This is a genomic window from Collinsella vaginalis, assembly GCF_900176655.1.
Classification (GTDB): domain Bacteria; phylum Actinomycetota; class Coriobacteriia; order Coriobacteriales; family Coriobacteriaceae; genus Collinsella; species Collinsella vaginalis.
Genome location: NZ_LT838844.1, coordinates 39,626 through 61,332, shown reverse-complemented (window position 1 = coordinate 61,332; position 21,707 = coordinate 39,626). Strand labels below are relative to the sequence as shown.

At 64.3% G+C, this 21,707-nt stretch carries 16 protein-coding genes; 1 reads left to right on the top strand and 15 read right to left on the bottom strand.

Translation table 11 applies throughout. From position 1 onward, the window contains the following. Window positions 1-10: 10 nt before the first annotated feature. The 7 genes from CAP13_RS06520 to CAP13_RS06495 form a co-directional block, all read right to left on the bottom strand. On the bottom strand, window positions 11-742 hold the full coding sequence (locus tag CAP13_RS06520) for an amino acid ABC transporter ATP-binding protein (protein ID WP_085830819.1): 732 nt from the start codon (window positions 740-742) through the stop codon (window positions 11-13). Window positions 743-1,142: 400 nt separating this feature from the next. Beyond that, on the bottom strand, window positions 1,143-1,586 hold the full coding sequence (locus tag CAP13_RS06515) for a GatB/YqeY domain-containing protein (protein ID WP_085830818.1): 444 nt from the start codon (window positions 1,584-1,586) through the stop codon (window positions 1,143-1,145). Window positions 1,587-1,598: 12 nt separating this feature from the next. After that, on the bottom strand, window positions 1,599-2,903 hold the full coding sequence (locus CAP13_RS06510; RefSeq protein WP_085830817.1) for a peptidylprolyl isomerase: 1,305 nt from the start codon (window positions 2,901-2,903) through the stop codon (window positions 1,599-1,601). A 256-nt stretch (window positions 2,904-3,159) separates the two neighbouring features. Next, window positions 3,160-3,315 carry a hypothetical protein gene (locus tag CAP13_RS09960; protein ID WP_179184983.1) on the bottom strand — a complete coding sequence of 52 codons (156 nt, stop codon included), beginning with the start codon at window positions 3,313-3,315 and terminating at the stop codon, window positions 3,160-3,162. 35 nt (window positions 3,316-3,350) lie between these two features. Beyond that, window positions 3,351-4,253, bottom strand: a complete 903-nt coding sequence (gene purN / locus CAP13_RS06505; protein WP_085830816.1) for a phosphoribosylglycinamide formyltransferase — start codon at window positions 4,251-4,253, stop codon at window positions 3,351-3,353. Window positions 4,254-4,473: 220 nt separating this feature from the next. Continuing rightward, window positions 4,474-5,580, bottom strand: coding sequence for a phosphoribosylformylglycinamidine cyclo-ligase (purM, locus tag CAP13_RS06500; protein WP_085830815.1), 1,107 nt, complete (start codon window positions 5,578-5,580; stop codon window positions 4,474-4,476). 76 nt (window positions 5,581-5,656) lie between these two features. Next, on the bottom strand, window positions 5,657-7,333 hold the full coding sequence (locus CAP13_RS06495; protein WP_085830814.1) for an amidophosphoribosyltransferase: 1,677 nt from the start codon (window positions 7,331-7,333) through the stop codon (window positions 5,657-5,659). 812 nt (window positions 7,334-8,145) lie between these two features. Between CAP13_RS06495 and CAP13_RS06490 the strand changes: the two genes are divergently transcribed. Beyond that, window positions 8,146-9,423: a putative ABC transporter permease gene (locus CAP13_RS06490; protein ID WP_085830813.1), complete on the top strand. Its 1,278-nt coding sequence runs from the start codon at window positions 8,146-8,148 to the stop codon at window positions 9,421-9,423. A 126-nt stretch (window positions 9,424-9,549) separates the two neighbouring features. Here CAP13_RS06490 and CAP13_RS06485 read toward each other — a convergent pair whose 3' ends face one another. The 8 genes from CAP13_RS06485 to CAP13_RS06450 all read right to left on the bottom strand — a co-directional run bounded on the left by CAP13_RS06485 (window position 9,550) and on the right by CAP13_RS06450 (window position 21,691). Further along, window positions 9,550-9,816, bottom strand: coding sequence for a hypothetical protein (locus CAP13_RS06485; protein ID WP_085830812.1), 267 nt, complete (start codon window positions 9,814-9,816; stop codon window positions 9,550-9,552). A gap of 340 nt (window positions 9,817-10,156) precedes the next feature. Continuing rightward, window positions 10,157-11,149 (bottom strand): class B sortase, encoded by a 993-nt coding sequence (locus CAP13_RS06480; protein ID WP_245798938.1) that lies wholly within the window; start codon window positions 11,147-11,149, stop codon window positions 10,157-10,159. Between the two features lie 35 nt (window positions 11,150-11,184). Then, entirely contained in the window at window positions 11,185-11,655 is a 471-nt protein-coding gene (gene purE / locus CAP13_RS06475; RefSeq protein WP_085830811.1) for a 5-(carboxyamino)imidazole ribonucleotide mutase, read from the bottom strand. A gap of 424 nt (window positions 11,656-12,079) precedes the next feature. Continuing rightward, the gene (carB, locus tag CAP13_RS06470) at window positions 12,080-15,406 is read right to left on the bottom strand and encodes a carbamoyl-phosphate synthase large subunit (RefSeq protein ID WP_085830810.1); all 3,327 of its coding nucleotides are present in this window, start codon (window positions 15,404-15,406) and stop codon (window positions 12,080-12,082) included. Beyond that, complete coding sequence (gene carA / locus CAP13_RS06465) at window positions 15,399-16,871, bottom strand: glutamine-hydrolyzing carbamoyl-phosphate synthase small subunit (RefSeq protein WP_179184982.1); 1,473 nt, start codon at window positions 16,869-16,871, stop codon at window positions 15,399-15,401. The genes carB and carA overlap by 8 nt, the downstream gene beginning before the upstream one ends. A 1,067-nt stretch (window positions 16,872-17,938) precedes the next feature. Further along, a complete protein-coding gene (locus tag CAP13_RS06460; RefSeq protein WP_085830808.1) occupies window positions 17,939-18,835 on the bottom strand; it encodes a PfkB family carbohydrate kinase in 897 nt (298 codons plus the stop codon). Window positions 18,836-18,970: 135 nt separating this feature from the next. Continuing rightward, a complete protein-coding gene (locus CAP13_RS06455) occupies window positions 18,971-19,906 on the bottom strand; it encodes a hypothetical protein (RefSeq protein WP_179184981.1) in 936 nt (311 codons plus the stop codon). A gap of 15 nt (window positions 19,907-19,921) precedes the next feature. Next, complete coding sequence (locus CAP13_RS06450; RefSeq protein ID WP_085830807.1) at window positions 19,922-21,691, bottom strand: ABC transporter ATP-binding protein; 1,770 nt, start codon at window positions 21,689-21,691, stop codon at window positions 19,922-19,924. Window positions 21,692-21,707 lie beyond the last annotated feature (16 nt).

Sequence of the window (21,707 nt, the reverse complement as noted above, 5' to 3'; positions counted from 1 at the left end):
ACCCCCCCCCCTAATGCAGGATCTTCGCCAGGAACTCCCGGCTGCGCGGGTTCTGCGGGTTATCGAAGAAGTTGGCGGGCGTGCCCTCCTCGATGATCTGGCCGTCGTCCATGAAGATGACGCGGTCGGCCACCTGCCGTGCGAAGCCCATCTCGTGCGTGACGCAGATCATCGTGATGTTCTCCTGCGCGAGCTCCACCATGACGTCGAGGACCTCCTGGACCATCTCGGGGTCGAGGGCGCTCGTGGGCTCGTCGAAGAGGATGATCGGCTGCTTGGTGCACATGGCACGGGCGATGGCGACGCGCTGCTGCTGGCCGCCGGAGAGGTTCTGCGGGAACTCGCCCGCCTTGTGGGCGAGGCCCACGCGCTCGAGCGCGGCGAGGGCGGTCTTGGTGGCCTCCTCCTTGCTCTTCTTCTGCAGCTTGATGGGCGCGAGCGTGAGGTTGCCGAGCACCGTCATATTGGGATACAGGTTGAACTGCTGGAACACCATGCTGGAGTACTTGCGGGCCATCTCCAGGTGGTTCTTCTTGGTGAGCGGGGTGCCGTCGATGACGACCTCGCCTGTCGTAGGCTCCTCGAGGAAATCAACGCATCGGATCAGGGTCGATTTGCCCGAACCCGATGGCCCGAGGATGACGAGCTTCTCACCCGCTTTGACGGTGAGGTTGATGTCCTTCAGCACATGGAGGTCGCCGAAGTACTTGTTCAACCCCTTGATTTGGATCATATCCGCCATATTCGTCTCCTTCCCTGAAGCTGCGCTGCCAGGTGGACGGACAACGCCGACGCACGACAAAAATCTACCCCGTTTACGTCTCAGCATTGCTCATGGTCGCACGCGGCTGACCCGGGGTGGTGGCACATATGTTGCAGCTTCTCACGCTTGCTTGCGATGCCCCAATTATAAAGGTAGCCGGTCACCCTGTCTCCAGGACGGCCAGCTGCCTCAAAATGGTAACGCTGGGGGGCGGGAGCGTTCCAATCGTCTCGCGCATGCTTCTCACCCCGCGCGCAGGCCTCAACAAGAGGGCTGCCGGGCCCCATCCGATCGATCAGGACCCCTGGCGCCCAGGCCCCACGCGCTCAGCGAACGCCCGGCCGTCCCCGCGTATGGGGGGCCCGATGGCATCCTGACCCTACGACAGGCGGGCACCCACCTCGCGGGCCGCGGCGGGCTTGTCGAAGTTGCCGCCCGTGGCCTGGGTGAGGGCGCCCATCACACGACCCATGTCGCGTTTGGTGGAGGCCCCCGTCTCTGCGATGATCTGCTCGATCAAGGCCACGAGGGCATCCCCCGACACCTGCTCGGGCAGCAGGCTCTCGAGGATGCGCACCTGCTCGGCGAGGGTCTCGGTGCGCTCAGCATCCGTGCCCGCCTTTTCGGACATCTCGAGCGTCTCGCCCGTCTGCTTGATCAGACGTTTGATCATGCTGTCGACATCGGCCTCGGTGGCATCGCGCCTCTCGTTGACCTCGATGTTCTTCACCTCGCCCATGACCTGGCGGATGATGGACAGCCTCGTCTTGTCCTTGGCCTTCATGGCCGCGACCATCTGCTGCTGCAGCTCATCCCTCTTCATGCTGGCTTCTCCTTATTCCGCGCTGCTGGTCGAATCGGTGGACTCGGTGCTCTGGTCGGTCGTCGCCGTGGCGTCGGTCGTGGTGGACGTACCCGTGCTCGCCGTCACGCCGTCGAGGCTCACGTTGTAGGGGACGTTCTCGGGCATCGGATTGATCTTGATGTCGGCCTTCTTCACGTAGTCGTCCATCCAGGTGTTGTACGCCGTGTTGGTTGCCTGGGTCTTCACCACGTTCGAGATGTAGGTCTTGAACTCGGAGGGGAGCTGGTCGATCGAGGTGGCCTCGCCATCGAGCTTGAAGGTGTCGGTGCACTTGATGATGTGGTAGCCGTACGAGGTCTGAACCACACCGCTGACCTGGTCCTTCGAAAGCGCAGAGAGCGCGGTCTGGTACTCGGTGACGAAGCTCGTGAGCTTGTCCCAGCCCACGTCGCCGCCGTCACCCTTGGAGCCGGTGTCATCGGAGTACTCCTTGACGGCGTCCTCGAAGCTGATCTCCCCGGCGTTGATCTTGTCGAGGATCTCCTGGGCCTTCTGCTGGGCGGCCGCCTTGTCCTCGTCGCTCGCGCTCGAATCGACCTTGATCAGCAGGTTTGATGAGCGACGGGCGTCGTTGTAGGTGGAGATGTTGGCGTTGAAGTAGCTCAGGATCTCCTCGTCGGTGGGGTCCTGGGTGTTGGCGACGGTCTCGCGGAGCTTCTGCTGCTCAAGGTTTGAGCGGATGCTGCTGCGGTAGCTATCCTCGGTGTAACCCATGGAGGTGATCAGCTTCTTGAAGCTCTCCTCGCCGCCGTACTGCTCCACCGCCTTGTCATAGGCGCTGTTGATATCGTCGTCGGAGACGGTGATGTTCTCGTCCTTGACGGCCTGGGTGAGGAGGAACTGACGGGCCAGGCTGTTGATGACCTGCTCGCGGTAGCTCTCGGGGGTGAGGCCCTGGTTGACCAGGTACTGGGCCCAGGCGGCGTCGTCCGTGCTGCCGCTTGAGGTGCGGGCGCTCATGATCTGCTTGGTGACCGTGTCCTCGGTGATATTCACCCCGTTGACGGTGGCCGCGACGCCGCCGGTCAGCTGATAGCTCGAGCTGTTGTTCGAGCTCCACTGGTTGAGGACGCCCGAGCAGGCCATGGCTGTCACCGAAAGAAGCATGGCTGCGGCGCCGATCAGCACGAGGACGATCTTCGCCGTTTTCGAGAGGGTCTTCTTGGCTTGGGCCTTCGCGTTGCGACGGCGTGCGCCGGGCGTGACGGCGGCTTCCTCGGCCGTCTCGCGCTTGACCTTCATGCTCTTCTTGTTCGGGCGCTTAGTGCTTGCCATGGACGTTCCTTTCGGATTTTACGCATACGCCCGGTATTGTCGCACACCCGCGGACGTCAGGTTGTAAAACCCAAGATGAGCGGGGAGAACATCCCGAAAAACCATCGTGCGGTGACTGACAGGGCGCATCACGGGGCAACGTGCTCGGATTCTCCGCGCTCTTCGGAGAATCCGCTCAGACCATGCGCAGGCGCAGCCATGGGGGCTGCGAACGCTCCACCGGCATCAGTCTGACCATGGCAAACACCGAACGGAATCAGAGTTCGGTCAGGTCCACGCGGTCGACCGCCTCCTGCAGATACGGGGGAAGCTCGTCAAACGAGGTCCCGTATCGGTTGAGCAGGGCCGTGATCTCACGAGGAAGAACCTCCCCTCCCCGCCCAGCGCGCCGTTCGAGATCCTCGAGATCCATGAGGAGCGAGACCTCGAAGGGAAGCTGCAGCTGGCTTATGCCGTCGCGATCCCCACGGTGAGATCCTCGCGCACGGTCACGCGGCCGTCGGCGAGCATCTGCACGACGCGCGGGTAGAGCTCATGCTCAACCTCATGGATACGCGCTTCGAGCTCATCGACCGACCAGCTCTCCTCAACACGCACAGGCTCCTGGGCGATGATCGGCCCCTGGTCGTACGCCGCGTTCGCAACGTGCACGGTCACGCCGGTCACCTTCACGCCGCGCTCGAAGGCGTCGGCGATGCCATGCGCGCCCGTGAAGCTCGGCAGCAGCGCCGGGTGAATGTTGATCACGCGGTTCGGGAATGTGGCGAGCAGCGGCGCATGCACCTTGCGCATATAACCGGCCATCACCACGTAGGCCACGCCGGCGCGGTAGAGCTCGCTCGCGATGACCTCGTCGGCCACGATGGGGTCGGCGTAGATGTCCTTCGAGAGCGTGAGGGTCTGGATGCCCGCGTCCTCGGCGCGCTTGAGACCAGCAGCCGAGGGACGGCTTGCGACGACGAGCTTGATCTCGGCGTTCAGCGTACTGTCCGCGATGCGGTCGATCAGAGCCTGCAGATTGGTGCCCGATCCGGAGATGAGCACGCCGATGGGCATCGGGCCCGGATCACCGCCCTGCGACCTGAGCGCCGCCACGCCGTCCTGAAGCGTGTTGCTGTCGAGGTGCCCAGCGGGAATGCCGGCAAGCGACGCCCAGCGACCATCCCAGGCGGCAAGGGACTCGAGGGCGGAGGCCTGGGGGGCCGTCGTTGCGGCAGGCGCAGCCTCGGCCTTGGCGCGGTCGACCTCGCGCTCGGCCGCGCTGCTGAAGAACGCGTCGCTCGGCAGGGCCTCAGGCGGAAGCCCCGCCTCCTCGATCAGCCTGCGATACTCGTCGTCGAGGGTGGTCATCCTCTGCTCCCATCTTCAGTGCCTTCAATGCCTTGCATTGCCCTGGCTGGGACGATCCGGCCCGCACCGGCCCACGCAGCCGGCCCACCGGAAGATCCCGGCTCTACCGAACCGTACGGCGGGCAACCGGTCCCATCGGCCGCATCGCCGGCCGCAGCCAGGGGCCGCGGGCTGCTCAGGCGGCACGGCGTGCCCCCGAAGCCAGCCTTCAATGCGCGCCCTACACCTGGTCCGTGTAGCGAACCCGCCCGCTTCCCGCAACGCAGGCACCCACGCGGAACGGTTTTTCACCTGCGGCGATGAGCGCCTCACGCACCGCAGCCTCGTCCTTAGGGGCCACGATGATCATGAGTCCCGCCCCCATGTTGAAGGTTTTGCACGCCTCGTCGGGGGTGAGCCCGGCCTGCTCGCAGATATGGGTGATGACCGGCGGAACATCCCAGCCCATCGAGGCGCCGTCGCGCTCGACGAGGGCATCGACATCCGGAGCGAGCGCGCGGTTCAGGTTCTCGGTGATGCCGCCGCCGGTGATGTGGGCGATCGCATGCACCGGAGCGCCGCCACGCAGCAGCTCGAGCACAGGTTTCACGTAGATGCGCGTGGGGGCGAGCAGGGCGTCCGCCAGCGACGAGCCTCCAAGCTCAGCAAGCGGGACCTCGAGCTCGGCGCGCTTCTCCGTCGCCTCGGGTGTGCCCGGCAGAATGCCGTCGACACCGATCACGCGGCGCACGAGCGAGTACCCGTTCGAGTGGATGCCGGTGCTCGGCAGGCCCAGGATCACGTCGCCGGGTCGCACGTTCTTGGGATCGAGCATGCGCGGGCGGTCCACGACGCCTACCGTGAAGCCGGCGAGATCGTAGTCCTCGGGCCGCATGACGCCCGGGTGCTCGGCCATCTCGCCGCCCACGAGCGCGCAGCCCGCGAGCTTGCAGCCGTCGGCCACGCCTTTCACGATCTTGGCCATATGCGCGGCCTCGATGTGGCCGATCGCAACGTAGTCGAGGAAGAAGAGCGGCTCGGCGCCGGACGCGAGGATGTCGTTCACGCACATTGCGACGAGGTCTTGGCCCACCGTCTCATGCCGGTCGAGCAGCTGGGCGAGCACGAGCTTGGTCCCCACGCCGTCGGTGCCAGAGATGAGGACTGGGTCCTCCATGTCCTTGAGGGCGGCGACGGAGAACAGACCGCCGAATCCGCCGATACCGCCGATGACCTCGGGACGACTGGTCTCGGCGACCATCTGCTTGATGGCGTCGACCGCGCGGCCACCCTCGGCCGTGTCGACCCCGGCGTCCTCGTAGGTCACATGCTTGGCTGTCTCGGTCATGGCCTCTCCTTCGCGCGGTGCGGACGGATTTCATACTAGCATGGGAAACGGCAGCTCACCGTATATGAGCTTGGGGTTAATCCTGATGACGCAACTCCCAGCTGCAGTCTTGGTCCTTGCGTGCTACGGCGTCCTCAGAGACCGCCGGGGTCTCGGAGAGACTTCGCGGCCGATAGCCCTCCATGAACTTCTCGCGCCCGAAGCTCTCGGGGATCGCCACGGGATAGAGGCCCGTGAAGCACGCGTCGCAGTACCCGCCCTCGGGCAGGCAGGTGCGCAGGCCGTCAACCGAGAGGAAGGCGAGGGAGTCGGCCCCGATGAGCTCGCGGATCTCCTCGACGCTCTTGTTCGCGCTGATGAGCTGGGATTGGACATCGGTGTCGATGCCGTAGAAGCAGGGCCAGATGACCTCGGGGGAGTTGATGCGCACGTGGATCTCGCGGGCGCCCGCCTGGCGGAGCATGCGGACGAGCTGCACCATCGTGGTGCCGCGGACGATGGAGTCGTCGATCACGACGAGGCGCTTGCCGGCGATGTTGTCGCGCAGCGGGTTCAGCTTCATGCGCACACCCATGGCGCGGAGCTCCTGCGTGGGCTCGATGAAGGTGCGGGCGACGTAGCGGTTCTTGATAAGGCCCTCGCCGAATCGGATGCCGCTCTCATACGCGAACCCCTCCGCGGGCGGCAGGCCGGAATCGGGCACGCCGATGACGAGGTCGGCGTCGGCCGGCGCCTCCCGAGCGAGCTGACGGCCCATGTCGTAGCGGCACGCGTACACGGACTTGCCGTCCATGATGCTGTCAGGGCGTGCGAAGTACACCTGCTCGAAGATGCAGTTCGCCTTCTGGGGCGCCGCGGGGACACCCTGCTCGGACACGAGGCCCTTTGAGCTGATGCGCAGGATCTCACCGGGGCGGATGTCGCGCACGTACTCGGCGCCGACGATGTCGAGGGCGCAGGTCTCGGAGGCTACCACCCAGCCGTCGGCGACGGTGAGCGTCTCCTCGACGGAGCGCTTCGATGCGGCGCCCTCGGAGGCCGGCATCGCCGACACCGATGCCGGGTCAACCTGATCGAGCCCCTGCTCAACCAGGCGGCCGAGCACCAGGGGCCGGATACCGTACGGATCGCGGAAGGCGTAGAGCGCCTCCTCGTTGATGAGCGCCATGGCATAGCCGCCGCGCACGAGCTCCATGGTTTTCCGGATGCCCTCGCGCAGGTGGTTGGTGCGCTGGGTGAAGTAGCCGATGAGCTTGGCGGCCACCTCGGAATCCGAGTTGGAGAGGAAGGGGACGCCGAGTTCGATCAGCTGGCGCCGCAGCTCGTCGGTGTTCACGAGGGTGCCGTTGTGCGCGAGTGCGATGATGACGTCGTTGATGGTGGAGAGGTGCGGCTGCGCGGCCTCCCAGCTCTTGGCGCCAGCGGTGCCGTAGCGCACGTGGCCGATCGCGAGCTCGCCGGGGAGGGCGCTCAGGTCGGCGTTGGTGAAGACCCGCCCCACGAGGCCCAGGTCCTTGCGGACCATCACCGTGCCGCCGTCGCCCACGGCGATACCGGCGGACTCCTGACCGCGGTGCTGCAGGGCGCGCAGGCCGAAGTACGTGAGGCGGGCAACGTCGCGCGCAGGCGCCCAGACGCCGAAGACGCCGCACTCCTCGTGCAGCTCGTCGCGGTCGAGCTCGTCGATCGTTGCCGCTACGGCGTGAGCCCGCTCGGCGGCGAGCGCAGCGGCGCGCGTGGTTTCCTGAGACATGGCATCCTCTCAGCCGGATGATGTGGCAGACGACCCATTATGGCATGAAGCCGCCGCAGCGGGTGACGCTCTCATGAAGTGCATGAATACACGGTGATACAGCAAAATGATGCATAGTTTTTTCTCGGCTGCGGTTGATCCCAGTCTCGGCTGCAATGGCCTAGTAGAAAATGTCAGATCTGCACCATTTACCGTTGATTTTGCCATAGATCTAACAACAATAAATGTGCATTCTGAAGTCGCGTTGCCTCCCTATGGGGCATATGCATATCAATATATGTTCAATTCTCAACAGGTCCCGTTATTCACGACACCCCGGGGACTCAGATCTGACATTTTCTACTACGCCACCAAAAAATACGGTCTTGAAGCCGCCGAATCCCGAAATCCAGCCCCATCCCGAGCCGTCCCGGGTGTCAGGCGGCTATCTGGACGTCAGGTTTGGGAGATCAAGCGGAGCCGCGCTCGCATCCATACGTCACGCATGCCGCGCATCTTCATACTCTGTACCCAGACGTTACGACTCTGCACTCAGACGCTACGCAGGCCGCTTGCCTTAAACCCCTGCGCCCAGGCGTTGCGCAGCCGGTAGGTCTTCAAGCCTCTTTACCTTAGTATCCATCATGCTCTTGTCCATGCATCGCGCAGGCCGCAGGTCGTCTCACCAAAGATCTCAATCGTCCCATCTCGCACACCCGGCGGCCAATCGCCGCTCAACACATAGGCTGCTCTTGCCCATGACCATAATCAATACCTGGTAGCTTGATTTATTCTAGTTCTGTGACGACAGGGGACGGAAGGATTGGAGCACCATGGATCAGATCAACCCCGATTACGATCTCCCCGGGAACGATCTCGACTTCAGCAAGCCAACCCCTGAGCAGGAGAAAAAGATACCCCTGTTCGTGAAGGTCTACGGGGCGCTGTGCCTGCTGGACGGCATCATCACCGCCCCCATCCTCGCGATTCTGTACACCCTCACGATCATCGCCCTCATCGCCGTCCCCGATAAGCTGAACTTCGGCAACGACCCCATCATCTCCCTGGTCATCAGCATCACCAGCGCCGTCCTCGCGGGTATCGCCGCCATTGGGCTCATCGTCCTCGGCTGGTCGCTCATCCGCAACCGCCGGCGCAACGCAGGATTGTGGGCGAGCGTGCTCATCGTCGTCACCATCGGCCAGGTCATCACCGATATCATGGTCAAGGGCATCACCCTCGAACTCATCGCCCCCGGTGTTCAGCTGGTCATCCTCACCGCGCTCACCACAACCGTGGACCCCTCGCTCTGGCAGGAGCGCGAGCTTGAGCGCAGGCTGTCAGACATGCAGGATCGCGTCGCCGCCGAGGAGGGCCTGCTCGGACGCGATATCAGCGGCGAGGGCTATATCAAGCTGAACTTCTTCAACCTCTTCTGGGTCTTCACCGTCTGCTGCGTCATCGGACTCGTGCTGGAGGTCATCTGGCACATGGTGGTCGTGGATCCCGGCGTCTATCAGGATCGCGCGGGCCTGCTCTACGGCCCGTTCTCCCCGATCTACGGGTTCGGGGCCCTGCTCATGACCATCGCCCTGAACCGCTTCTACCGGGCCAACCCGCTCGTGATCTTCTTGGTGAGCGCCATCATCGGCGGCGGCTTCGAGGTGCTGGTCAGCTGGTTCATGCAGTTCGCCTTCGGCGCGATCGCCTGGGACTACAAGCACGCGACCCTCTTTGGGCTCTTCCCCGATCCGGTGGCCGTCCTCTTCGACGGACGCACGAGCACGCTGTTCGCCGGCATCTGGGGCTTCCTCGGCTTTGTGTGGATACGATTCTGCCTGCCGCGGCTCCTCAAGGTCATCAACCTGATCCCCTGGCGCTGGCGGTACTCCCTCACCTCGGTGAGCGCGGCCCTCATGATCGTCAACGGCCTCATGACGCTCGGCGCCCTCGACTGCTGGTTCGAGCGGGTGTCGGGCGTGGAGCCGACGATGCCCATCGAGCATTTCTACGCAGAGCACTACGACAACGCGTTCATGGAGCATCGGTTCCAGAGCATGACGATCGTGCCGCGCGAATCCAGCCGCGTGAGCACCGCCGACCACGTGTGAGGCCCATCCGCCTCGGGTGCTAGCGCCTCTACACTGCTGGCAACACCTCATCTCAACTGCGCTGCGCGGTCCAAACTACGTGCGTGAGTCTGACGGCGCACCAGACGTGCCCTGCACCGCACGGCATCACAACCGTACCACGTCGCCCACGCCGCGCGGGCGACGCCGACGCGCGCCGCGCGGTGGGTTCAGCCCCATGCCACGGATTTCCGCAGCCATGGTCAAAATCATCAACTTCTGGGGCATGATCAGTTCCCTGAACAGTGATTTGCACATGTATATATAGTTACTTGGAAGATTAGAGGCACTCTCACCGATGAATTTGCTGATTTGAAGCCATTCCATTCTCGCTTCAGCGCCCATGATGCCCCAGAAGTTGAGTGTTTTGGCCATCGGGCGCAAAACGCACGGGAGTCCAACTCCACCACGGCCGCTCTTGAGCGAGTCGCTTGCAGATGGAGGCGACAAGAGCTGAACCCGGTGCATCCGCCGGGCATTTGCGAATCAGAGGCAGAGACCGCGTCGATGAGCCCGCAGGGACATGAGCGGGACGGCGGCGAAGGCTGGGCGGGGGGGGTATGAGCGGGCAGCGGCGAAATCCGGGCAAGTGTAGAGCACCGGCGAGAGCCGGGGCCGATGAACCCGCAGGGCGTTTGTGAAGCCACGCCCGAAGGGTTCATCGGCCCCGGCCCAGATACCGTTTGATCCGAGGTCGGCGACAGAACAGCGTGTGCTACGAGGCGCGCGGCGTCACCTCGTCGATCGTGCACACCATACCGGCTCGCATCGTACGCGGAATGATCTCGCCCGCGCAGGTCACGAGCGTGAAGACCTTGTCAGCGGACTCGATGCGCGTCTCAGCGTCGGACGCCTTGGCCTTGGCCTGCGAGAGGCCGTCGCGCAGGTAGTCCGTCAGCGTGTGCCCCTCCTCCGTGAAGTTGTTCACACGCGCGTCGTTGTAGGTGTCCTCCACCTGCATCGTGAAGAGCGGCGTGCACTTGTACGTCGCATCACGCGTGATGTAGTAGACCGTCGTCACGGTATCGAAGGCATCCTGCTGCCGGGTGTCATCGATGTACTTGAACATGCTGCCGTCGTACATATGATGGCCGTAGATAGTGGTCTGCTGGTCGATCATACCGGGCGCGGTGTCGTCCATGTCCATGAAGATGCTGCCCGAGCCGTTGCCCGAGAGGTCGAACAGCTTGTAGAGGTAGGTCTCGTTGTTGTCCGTCTGCACCACCGGGTAGTTGATCGGCGTGTTCGGCACGTAGACCCAGCCCACGACATCGGGGTTGATCTTGGCCAGCTCATCGAAGTTCACCTGCGGCACGTTGTCGCCCGTGCCATCTGAGACGGCGTACTGCTCGAGCTCCTTGTAGGTCGACTGAGCCTCCTGATACCCGAGCTGCGCATGGATGAAGATGCCACCGGCGGCCACGAGCAGCAGCACGCCGATGATGATCAGCGCGGTGGAGATGATGTCGCGGGCGCGACGCGGCTTCTTCTGCTTTGGCCCCTTGCCGTCGGCGGCCGGCGTCGCAAATCGCGTACCGCGCGGGGAGCCTCCATACGCAGGCTGGACTGGCTGCACTCGCGGCACGGAGACGGTGCGCTGCGGGGGAACGGAGGCTCGGGGCGGATTGACGGGTGACGGGGAGGAGCTGAAATGGCGTCCCCCCTGGCCGCCGGTCGAGGCGCCATCGGTCTTGCGGAAACGGGTCATCGGGGTTCCCTTCAGGTGGGTTCACAGGGGTGGTGTTACGCCTCGGCCATCTCACGCTTGAGGTTGTCAATGGCGGCGCGGAACTCGGGCATGGTGGCCCCGAGGATCTGCGCCGCGTAGATGGCCGCGTTCTTGGCGCCGTTGATGGCGACGCAGGCCACCGGGACGCCGGAGGGCATCTGCACCATGGAGAGCAGGGAGTCCATGCCCCCGAGGTCGGAGGTCTTCATGGGGACGCCCACCACCGGGAGCGGGGTGAACGCGGCCACGACGCCGCCGAGATGGGCGGCCTTGCCGGCGGCGGCGATGATGACCTTGATGCCGCGGTCGGCGGCACCGGCGGCCCACTCATGCACCTTATCGGGGGTGCGGTGGGCGCTCGCGATGACAAGCTCATAGGGAACGCTGAGGGCCTCGAGCTCCTCCGTGCACTTCTCCATGACGGGCAGGTCGGACTTGGAACCCATGATGATGCCCACCAGCGGGGACTTCTCGGATTCGGTCATGTTTCCTCCAAACGCTGAGATGCGGTAGGTGATGCTGGCCACAGTATAGCCGTGTACCCACTGCCGCCCATAACGTGGCGCGGGGCCGAGAGGACATCTTCCATAAAAGGATTGCGTCTCGGGTCCCGCCCGCCACTGCGTTGGCGGCGCGCTGCGCCGTGCCCGCGTTTGATGGGGGATCCGCGCCCAGCGTCAACGTCTGCTCATGCATGCGCACCACAGCCGCGCCTCTTCCGTCTTCCGAGATAGACCGCTCGTATGCGGCGGGCGCCGGTGGTGGAGCTGTATACGCATCGGCGCGAGCAGCATCGGCGTCGGAGCGGCGCCTCCCATCGCGGACGGCCGCCAGCGCAGGCAGTTCCCAACGCGGGCGGCCACCGGTGCAGACAACTCTCGACGCAGGTGACCTCAGGGCATGACCCGATTACAGGTGCAGCTGGGGAAGGTCCTGCAGGGCGACGATCTCCATCCCCCGCGCCGGACCCGGCGCGGCCGCCGCACGCCCGTCTTCGTCTTCGCGCACCGCCTCCACAGCCGACACCAGGGCGTTCGCTGCCGAGAGCGCGGTCACGCAGGTCACGCCGCGCCGGATGGCCTCGGTGCGGAGCAGGTACCCGTCACCGCGCGAGCCTGGTCCATACGGCGTGTTGATGATCAGCGCGATCTCCCCCGCGGCGATCATGTCGCCCACGTTCGGCAGGCTGCCGCCGTGCGGACCGCTGATCTTCCCCACGAGCTCACAGGGGACGTTGCCCCCTCTGAGCACCCGGGCCGTGCCGGCCGTCGAGCAGATCGTAAACCCGAGATGCTTGAGGATGCGCGCCACGGCGAGGATATGCCGCTTGTCGCGGTCGCAGACGGAGATGAACACCTTGCCTGCGGATGGGTCGGGCAGACGGTAGCTGATCGCCAGCTGCGTCTTCGCGTAGGCCTCCGGATAGCTCCGCGCGATGCCCATGACCTCGCCGGTCGACTTCATCTCCGGCCCGAGGATCACCTCGGCCCCCGGGAACCGGCCCCAGGGCATAACCGCCTCCTTCATGCAGAACCAATCGAGGTCACGCCGGTCGTCGGGGAGCCCGAGATCGGCCAGGCGCTCGCCCGCCATGATCCGCGCCGCCGCCTTCGCGAGCGGAACGCCCGTGGCCTTCGAGATGAACGGCACCGTGCGGCTCGCGCGCGGGTTCGCCTCGATCACGTAGATCGTATCGCCCTTGATCGCATACTGCACGTTCACGAGGCCGCGCACGCCGAGGGCGCGCGCAATCCGGCACGTCGTCTCGCGAAGCCGCTCCTGCAGGGACTCGCTGAAGGAGAACGGCGGCAGGCAGGTGGCGGAGTCGCCCGAGTGGATGCCCGCCTCCTCGATGTGCTCGAGGAGGCCGCCGATGTAGACGTCCTCGCCGTCCGCGAGGGCGTCCACGTCGCTCTCGATCGCCCCCTCGAGGAACCGGTCGAGGTAGACCGGGTGATCGGGTGAGACCCGCACAGCCTCGTCCATATACGCCCGCAGGTGGTCGGCATCATAGGCGATCATCATCCCGCGGCCGCCGAGCACATAGGACGGGCGCACGAGCAGCGGGTAGCCGATGCGGGCGGCCACGCGGCGAGCCTCCTCAAACGAGGTCGCCATGCCCGCCGGCGGGTACATGATGCCGAGGTCATCGAGGAGGGCGGAGAAGCGCTCGCGGTCCTCAGCGAGGTCGATGGCCTCGGGCGCCGTCTCCATGATGGGCACGCCGGCCTCCTCGAGCGCGCGGGCGAGCTTGAGCGGCGTCTGGCCGCCCAGGGTCACGATCACACCGTCGGGACGTTCCACATCGATGACGTCCATGACGTCCTCGTAGGTGAGGGGTTCGAAGTACAGGCGGTCGCTCGTGTCGTAATCCGTCGAGACGGTCTCGGGGTTGCAGTTGACCATGATCGTCTCGAAACCCCGGGCCGCGAGGGCGTAGCTCGCATGCACGCAGCAGTAATCGAACTCGATCCCCTGCCCGATGCGATTGGGTCCCGCTCCCAGGATCATGACCTTCGGACGCGTCCGGGGAGCCACCTCGCTGAGGGCGCGGGACGGGCGCTGCGGTTCGTTTTGATTCCCCACCGCGCGCTCGTAGGTCTTGTAGTGGTACTGCGTCAGGCTCTCGAACTCGGCAGCGCAGGTGTCCACCGACTTCATGACCGGCCGCACGCCGAGACCGTGCCGGTACGCGCGCACGAACCGCTCATCCGCAGCCGTGAGCTGGGCGATCTCCGCGTCGCTCACCCCCATCTGCTTGATGAGGAGCATGGCGTCGGCGTCGATGTCCTCCACGCGCAGACCACGGATCCCCCCGCGGACGGCCATCATGTCGGCGATGCGCGCGAGGTACCAGGGATCGATGCCGGTGATCTCATGGACGCGGTCCAGGGTCCACCCTCGGCGCAGGGCCTCGGCGACATGGAGGATGCGCTGGTCGGCGGCGCGGGCGACCGCGCACTCGAGCGTCGCGTCGTCCATGCTCTCGAGTGATCCGATCCCGGTCTCCGTGAGGCCCACGTGCCCGTCCTCGAGCGAGCGCATCGCCTTGCCGAAGGCCTCCTCGAAGGTCCGCCCGATGGCCATGATCTCGCCCACCGCCTTCATGCGCGTGGTGAGCGTGTCATCGGCGCCCTTGAACTTCTCGAAGGCGAACCGGGGCACCTTGACCACGCAGTAGTCGATGGACGGCTCGAAGCAGGCCGGCGTGGCCTGGGTGATGTCGTTCACGATCTCGTCCAGCGTGTAGCCGACGGCCAGACGCGCCGCGGCCTTGGCGATCGGGAAACCCGTCGCCTTCGAGGCCAGGGCCGAGCTGCGCGACACGCGCGGGTTCATCTCGATCACGATGAGGCGGCCCGTCTCGGGGTTGACGGCGAACTGCACGTTCGACCCGCCGGTCTCGACACCCACCTTCTCGAGGATCGCGAGTGAGGCGGCGCGCATGCGCTGGTACTCGAGGTCGGAGAGGGTCTGCGCGGGCGCGACGGTGATTGAGTCGCCGGTGTGGACGCCCATGGGATCGAGGTTCTCGATGGAGCAGACGATGATGCCGTTGCCGGCCGCATCGCGCATGACCTCCATCTCGTATTCCTTCCACCCGATGATGGACTCCTCCACGAGCACCTCGTGGGCCGGGGAGAGCTCCAGGCCCTGGGAGACGATGGACACGAGCTCGTCCTCATCGTGCGCGATGCCGCCGCCCGCGCCGCCGAGGGTGAAGCTCGGCCGCAGGACGCAGGGGTAGCCGAGGCGCGCGGCGACCGCGCGGGCATCGTCCACGGAATAGGCGTAGCCGGATCGTGCAACCTCGAGGCCGAGTTCCGCCATGGCCTCGTTGAAGAGCTTGCGGTCCTCGCCGCGCTCGATCGCCGCCAGGTCGCAGCCGATCATCTCGACGCCGTGGCGCTCGAGGGCGCCGGAGCGGGCGAGCTCGACGGCGGCGTTCAGGGCCGTCTGGCCGCCGAGGGTGGGCAGGAGGGCGTCGGGGCGCTCGCGCTCGATCACGCGGTCGATGCCGTTGGCGGTGATGGGCTCGACGTAGGTGCGGTCGGCGAGGCCGGGGTCGGTCATGATCGTGGCCGGGTTCGAGTTGACGAGGACGACCTCGAAGCCTTCCTCCTTCAGGACCTTGCAGGCCTGCGCGCCCGAGTAGTCGAACTCACAGGCCTGGCCGATGACGATCGGTCCGGACCCGATGACGAGGATGCGGTGAATATCGGTGCGCTTAGGCATGGCTGACCTCCTCAGCAGCGGTGTCGACGGGGGTTGTGCAGGCCGGGGACGTGGGATTCTGGATCGCGTGCCGGGACGGCGTACCGGCCAGATACGAAGGAGCTGCCCCCTTGCCTGCGAACCGCCAGCCAGCGAGACGGTCGGCGGCGATATCGATCATGAGGTAGTCGGGATCGCCCTCCATGAGCCGCGTGAAGGCGGTGAACAAGTAATGGGCGTCCGTAGGGCCGGGTGAGGCCTCAGGGTGGTACTGCACGGAGAATGCCGGGGCATCGAGGAGCTGGATACCCTCAGCGGTTCCGTCGTTCAGGTTGACATGCGTGAGACGAACACGCCCGAACCGGGCGCTCATGACCACGGGCGCGATGCGGCGACGCGACCAGTACCTCAGGTCACCGTCGGCAGGGTGCTCGGCCACACCTCCCGAGAGCTCGGGCACGAGCGGGCCCATGCTCTCCCAGACGAGGCCGAAGCCGTGGTTCTGAGACGTGATCTCAACACGGCCGGCCAGCAGGTTCATGACGGGTTGGTTGCCACCGCGGTGCCCGTACGCGAGCTTCTCCATGCGCGCGCCCGCGGCGAGCGAGATCATCTGGTGCCCGAGGCAGATGCCGAAGACGGGAACCTTGCCGATCAGGTCTTTCACCTGGTTGAAGGTGTCCGTGACCGCCTCCGGGTCTCCCGGGCCATTGGAGAGGAAGACGCCATCGGGCCTCAATGCGAGGACGTCCTCGGCGGGAGTGTTCCACGGGACCACGGTCAGCTCGCAGCCGACGCGGGCGAGACCCTCCAAGATGCCGCGCTTGACGCCGCAGTCGTAGACGACCACGTGGTAGGTGCGGGGAGCAGGAGATTTCGAGGCGAAAGCGTGGGGTGCCAGCAGATCATCAGCCGAAGCGGTGTACGGAGCGTCACAGGAGACGCCGGCGACGAGGTTCTCCCCCACCAGATTCGGCGCATCGGCGAGGCGCTGGGCGAGCGCCGCGCCATCTGAGGTCTCCGTTGAGACGATCCCCTTGCAGGCCCCGTGGTCGCGGATGTGACGCACCAAGGCGCGGGTGTCGATGCCCTCAATGGCGACGATACCGCTGTTCCTCAGGTAGTCAGGGAGGCTCATGCTCGACCGCCAGTTCGACGGCACTGCGCAAGCGTCGCGCACCACGAGGGCACGAAGGTGCGGGCGGGCGGGCGAGGTGGGGGCAATGCTTTGCTGGGTGTCCGCAGGGTCAATGCCGTAGTTGCCGATCTGCGGATACGTCATGGTAACGATCTGGCCCGCGTAGCTCGGGTCGGTGAGGACCTCGAAATAGCCCTCGAGCGAGGTGTTGAAGCAGACCTCGCCGATCGCTGTGCCCTGGGCTCCGCAGGATCGGCCGTGGAACACGGTCCCGTCCTCCAACATGAGGACGGCGGGTGCGGAAGCGCCCTTGCTCGTTCTCGCGAGCAGGTCATCATACAGTGCCATCTTTTCTCCTTGTCGGTCTCTCGGTACCGGCTTAAAGGCCGACTGGCTGCATGGCATTCTAGTGTTCCTCAACACAGAATCTGATCAAAGAGATCAATATTCCTTATTTGCTTACTTTGATCTATATTTATTCAATTTTGGTGCTCATTATATGAATGCAGCTGGTTATGGACCCATCTCTTGCAACGGCGCCTGCATGAGGTGTCCGCACGGCATCCCATTATGACGCTGAGGCAACACGGCGCATCAAGGGTTGCTTTCTATCATTCGACACCGTGGAGCCATGTAGCAGTCAAGCCAACCCTCACGCTGACCGTCCTGCTGTCAACACTGGCAGGAGTGTGGTGGTCTCGTCCAAATTGAATAATTAAATATATGCAATCTTGAGAGATCTAAGCGCTGTCGGCTAGTGCCTAGTAGAAAATGTCAGATCTGAGTCCATACACGACGCAAAACAGGCCATCGGGGACTGACACGGCCGTCTCCGCCTGTCACTGCGCTTGTTCCGATGAACATAAATTTTGATATGTACGGTTTAATTTGGGGTATCGGCGTACTTGAACGCTTGGGATGGGACCAAGCGACTCAGATCTGACATTTTCTACTATCGCAGTCCAGTCCCCAAAATGGATGAACCAATATACTTACAAAATAAAGTATTAAATTCATTATATTGAATTTAATTACGAATGTAGTTTAAAGTTTGACAGTGCGAAGACATCTATCATGGCTGCCGCCTCAATCGGCATGGAACCTCTAGCGCGCTCGGGCCCCAACCGGTATGGACCCATCAATCGCGACCTCTGCACCAGACGGCGTCGGCCATTTACCGTGACCAGGTCATTTACCGTAACCAGGGCGCCAGTTGGCAGGCGGGTTAGTCTCTATCACACCCGTCACTTCAATTGGCGTGAACCCACCAAACGAAGCCGATGCACTGGTCGGCGTTGATCCATCTACCACAACAGCCATACCAAAAACCAGCTTCCCCACGTTTCGCCCGCGCATCGACAACGTGGCTTCCGCCGGGAACAATGCCGGCGGAAGCCAGGTATCAACCAGATCCCTTACGCCAGCAGCGAGGTCACCTTGCCGAGGACCGGCTCGAAGCTCACACCGCGCGTCTCGTAATCGGGCTGCTCACGGGTGATGCGCATCGCATCGCGTACCAGGTCGCCGGCGAACGCGACGCTCTCATGCAGGGTGCGGTCGCTGTACACCGCCGCCGTGAGCCCGCTCGCGAACAGGTCGCCGGTGCCGTGCAGCATGTAGGGCAGCAGCTCGCTTTGAACCTCATCAACCTTGCCGCCGTCCACGTCGGCGAGAGCCAGATAGTTGCGGATCACCGCCTCGCCCTCGTGCACCACACCCTTGATGACCACGGCCTTCGCACCGAGCTCGAGCAGGGCGTCAACATTCTTCTGCACGAACTCGACGCTCACGTCCTGGCCCTCGTAGGCGATGCCCGTGAGGATCGAGGCCTCGGTGAGGTTCGGGGTCAGCACATCCGCGCCATCCACCAGACCACGTGTGGCCTCGCACATCTCATCGGTGTAGGTGGGGTACTTCTGCCCGCCGTCGCCCATGACGGGGTCGACGATATGCAAGGCATGTGGATATTCACGGTACAGGCGCTTGATGACCGCGACCTGCTCAGCCGACCCGAGGAATCCCGAGTACACGCCGTCGAGGTCGATGCCCTCCTGCTGCCAAGCGTCGAGGTAGTCGTTCAGGATCTCAGTCGTGTCGTGCATATAGAACACCGGGAACTTGGTGTGCGCGCTGAAGAGCGCCGTGGGCACGGGGCAGACATCGATCCCGGCAGCGCTGAGCACCGGAATCGCCACTCCGAGTGAGCACTTCCCGTAGCCGCACATATCGTGCACGGCAGCGACACGGGGGATGTAGCCTCCCTGGCGTTCGTACAAAACGGCAGAATCCTGGCTGGTGATTTGGTTGGACATGGGAATCCTTCTTTCATCCGCGGACTTATGGACCAGCGTACAAGCGCACAGGATAGCACGACCTCCGCCGGTACCCCGTCGCGGGCCACAAGGTTTCCCGCCTGTTACCTCACCGGGTTACTTGGATAATCCCACTCATGAAGCAGTGGAGGCCGCAGCATCCGTCCCAGTCGCGCTGCTCGCGTCCGTCGTCGAGGCGGCGGTGTCGCTGGTGGGCGCCGTCCCGCCCGACCCGCGGAATATCTCCGACCCGTGCAGCATGAGCTCGCGCTGCCGCTCCTCGCGCTCGTCCTCGATCTCGCTCTGCTTGATCGTCGAGTTGTCGATCAGCGAGCTCACGGAGTTCACCTGCTCCTGGATCTTCTCCGCGGTCTTGTCGTCCATGCCGATGATCTTGAGCTGCCAATCGATATAGCTCGTGTGCTCAGACTGCTCCTTGGTCCACACGAAGGTCAGCACCGCCCGACGGGTGCCCGAGGCCTTGATCAGGCCGAAGAGGCCGTCGGTCTGATAGGTGCCGCTGCGGTCCGTGAGCACGTAGACGTTGTAGACCACGCGATTGATCTTGTCGTTCAACAGGGCGTTCGTCGCGAGGGCGGCGGCTTGGATCTGGGAGTTCGAGAGCACTTCGAGCTCGTTTTTCGAGGTCGTGTCCGTCACCGAGACCTCGACCACACCCGTCTTCTCGTCCGCCTCCTCAACCTGGAAGGTCTCAGGGAACTGCGTGAACCCGTTACCCCACTCCACACCGCTTGAGAGCGCATGCGAGACGGTCTCCTTGTCGGCGGTTTCGGAGAGGTTCGCGGTGTTGAGACGCCGGTTCACACCGTACACGACCTGCAGGATCAATATGAACAGCAGGACGCCGATGATGACGGCCCCCGCGGTGCGCGTGATGGCCTCGGCGGCATGAGACCCCGACGGGTTGTTCGAGGAGAGCGGGTCGAACAGCCGGCGCGCCCGTGCGCGGTCCTCAGCGCCCCGGCTCGACGAGCTGACCACACCGGAGTCATCGAGCGCGGAGAACAGGCTGGAGATCTCATCATCTGTCAGGTGGGGCTTCTGTGCCATCGCGTTCCTTCGACGTTACTCGGCTTCCGGGGCGTGCACGCCCTCGAACTGCATACGATAGTACCGGGCATACGTGCCCCCGTGCGCGAGGAGCTCCTCATGGGTGCCCAGATCCACCACGCGACCATGCTCGACGGTGGCGATGGCGTGGGCGCTCTTGATCGTCGAGAGCCGGTGGGCGATCACGATCGTGGTGCGGTCGCGGGCGAGCTCGGCGAGGGCCCGCTGCACAGCCCCCTCGCTCTCGTTGTCGAGGGCGCTTGTGGCCTCGTCGAGAATCAGGATCGCCGGGTTCTTGAGGAACACGCGGGCGATGGCGACGCGCTGCTTCTGACCGCCGGAGAGCCGGCTGCCGCGCTCCCCCACCACGGTGTCGTAACCCTCGGGCAGGCTCGCGATGAACTCGTGGATGTGCGCGCGGCGCGCGGCGTCCTCGATCTCGTCCTGGGTCGCACCGGGCCGTCCGTAGGCGATATTCTCGCCGATCGTGCCGTCGAACAGGTACACGTCCTGCTGGACCAGGCCGATCGCATGGCGCAGGCTCTCCTGCGTGACCGCGCGCACGTCCTGACCGTCGATCGTGATAGATCCGGCGAGGACGTCGTAGAAACGCGGCAGCAAGGCGCAGGTGGTCGACTTCCCCCCGCCCGAGGGGCCCACGAGGGCGAGGGTCCGCCCCGCGGGGATCGAGAGGTTCAGGTGGTCGATGGTGGGGCGCTCGCGCCCGGTATCGGTGGGCTCGGCATCCTCGTAGGAGAAGCACACGTCACGGTACTCGATCGCGCCCGCGCTCACCTCAAGCGGCCGGGCGTCCGGCGCGTCCACGATATCGGGCATCGTGGCGAGCACCTCGTCCATGCGGCGGAAGCCCGCGATGGCCTTTTGGAAGGTCTCGGTCGAGTTCACCAGCGTCTCGATCGGCGTGGCGAAGAGACTGATATAGAGAGCGAAGGTCGCAAGGTCCACAGCGGTCATCTGGGACGTTGCGATGAGGTATCCGCCGAGGATGATGATCGACGCGTAGAGTGACCCCGTCATAAGCGCGCTCGTGGCCTGATAGCGACCCATGACCTGATACATCGCCTCTTTCGAGAAGAGGTATCGTTCGTTCGAATGGCGGAACTTGGCGCGCTCCGTCTCCTCGTTCGCAAACGACTTCACGACGCGCATTCCGGCAAGCGAATCCTGGAGCTGGGCGTTCACGCCCGAGATCTTCACGCGGTTATCGGAGTAGACGGCACGCATCGCGAAATTCTGACGGACCATGACGACGACGAAGACGGCCGTGATGAGCGCCATGACGGCGGCGAGGACCGGGGAGATCGTGAACAGGATCACAAAGGCCCCCACGATCTCGATCGTGCAGATGATGATCCACTCGGGCAGATGGTGGGCTCCCTCGCAGATGTCGAAGAGGTCGTTCACGACGCGGCTCATCATATCGCCCGAGCTATGACGGTCGAAGTAGGCGAAGCTCATGCGCTCGTACTGGTCGAACAGATCCTCGCGCATCCGCGACTCCATGCGGGCGCCCATGATGTGCCCCTGGGCGGAGACGAAGTAGCGACAGCCCGTGCGCACGAGGTAGAGCAGGATCAGGCCGCCGGCGATCAACGGCAGGGCATCGAGGATCCCCGCGGCGGGACCCGCGAAGAGACCGCTTGTGAGGGAGCGGAGGATGATCGGGAAGGAGAGGTCTATGCCGGCGAGCACGAGGGCGCACACGGTGTCGGCGATGAAGAGGTGCAGCTGAGGCTTGTAATACGACAGGAAACGCTTGAACATATGCTCCTTCTTATAT